Source organism: Synechococcus sp. R6-7 (assembly GCF_047461695.1).
Taxonomy (GTDB): Bacteria; Cyanobacteriota; Cyanobacteriia; order Thermostichales; family Thermostichaceae; genus Thermostichus.
This window is the reverse complement of the sequence record NZ_JANSHS010000526.1, coordinates 1-1195: the sequence shown is the minus strand read 5'-3', so window position 1 is coordinate 1195 and position 1195 is coordinate 1. Positions and strand designations below refer to the sequence as shown.

Here is a 1195-nt window from a genome sequence, read left to right as displayed (position 1 = left end):
TTTCCATCATCGCCCACATCGACCACGGCAAATCCACCCTCGCCGATCGCCTCCTGCAGGAAACGGGCACCGTTTCAGCTCGCGAGATGAAGCCGCAACTGCTGGACAGCATGGAACTGGAGCGGGAACGGGGCATTACCATCAAGCTGCAAGCGGCCCGCATGAACTACCGTGCCCAAGACGGCCAAGATTATGTTTTGAACCTGATCGATACGCCGGGGCATGTGGACTTCACCTACGAAGTCTCCCGCTCCCTGGCCGCCTGTGAAGGGGCGCTGCTGGTGGTGGATGCCTCTCAAGGCGTGGAAGCCCAAACCTTGGCCAATGTGTACCTGGCCCTGGAGAACAACCTGGAAATTATTCCGGTGATCAACAAAATCGACCTGCCGGGCGCCGAGCCGGAGCGGGTGATTGCGGAGATTGAGCAGGTAATCGGCCTCGACTGCAGCGGGGCAATCCTGGCCTCTGCCAAGGTGGGTATTGGCATTCAAGAGATTCTGGAGGCCATTGTGCAGCGGGTGCCCCCCCCACGGGATACGGTGGCGGAGCCCCTGCGGGCCTTGATTTTCGATAGCTACTACGACGCCTATCGCGGCGTGATCGTCTATGTGCGCATCATGGACGGGGAGGTGAAAACGGGGGACAAGATTTGCTTTATGGCCTCTGGCCGAGAATACGAGATTACCGAGCTGGGGGTGATGCGTCCCAACCAAGAGCCGGTGGATGCCCTACATGCGGGCGAGGTGGGCTACATGGCCGCCGCCATCAAGAGCGTGGAACACGCCCGGGTTGGGGACACCATCACCCTGGTGAATCGCAAAGCTCCTGAGCCCCTGCCCGGCTACAAAGAAGCCAAGCCGATGGTGTTTTGTGGCTTGTTCCCCAGCAGCTCCGATCAGTACGCCGAACTCAAAGAGGCTCTGGAAAAGCTCAAGCTCAACGATGCTGCCCTGTACTTTGAGCCAGAAATTTCCAGCGCCATGGGCTTCGGCTTCCGCTGTGGTTTTCTGGGCCTGCTGCACATGGAGGTGGTGCAGGAACGCCTAGAGCGGGAGTACAATCTCGACCTGGTGATCACAGCTCCGACGGTGGTGTACCAAGTTACCCTCAACAACGGCTCTGTGATTCGGGTGGACAATCCCAGCAAGCTGCCTCCCCCCAACGAGCGCACCAGCATTGAGGAGCCGATTGTCAG

1 protein-coding gene is annotated in these 1195 nt (G+C 59.3%); it reads left to right on the top strand.

What is annotated here, in order from left to right; translation table 11 throughout:
* Positions 1-5 precede the first annotated feature (5 nt).
* On the top strand, positions 6-1195 hold a 1190-nt coding region (lepA, locus tag NW815_RS13730), incomplete at its 3' end, for a translation elongation factor 4 (RefSeq protein ID WP_414416135.1).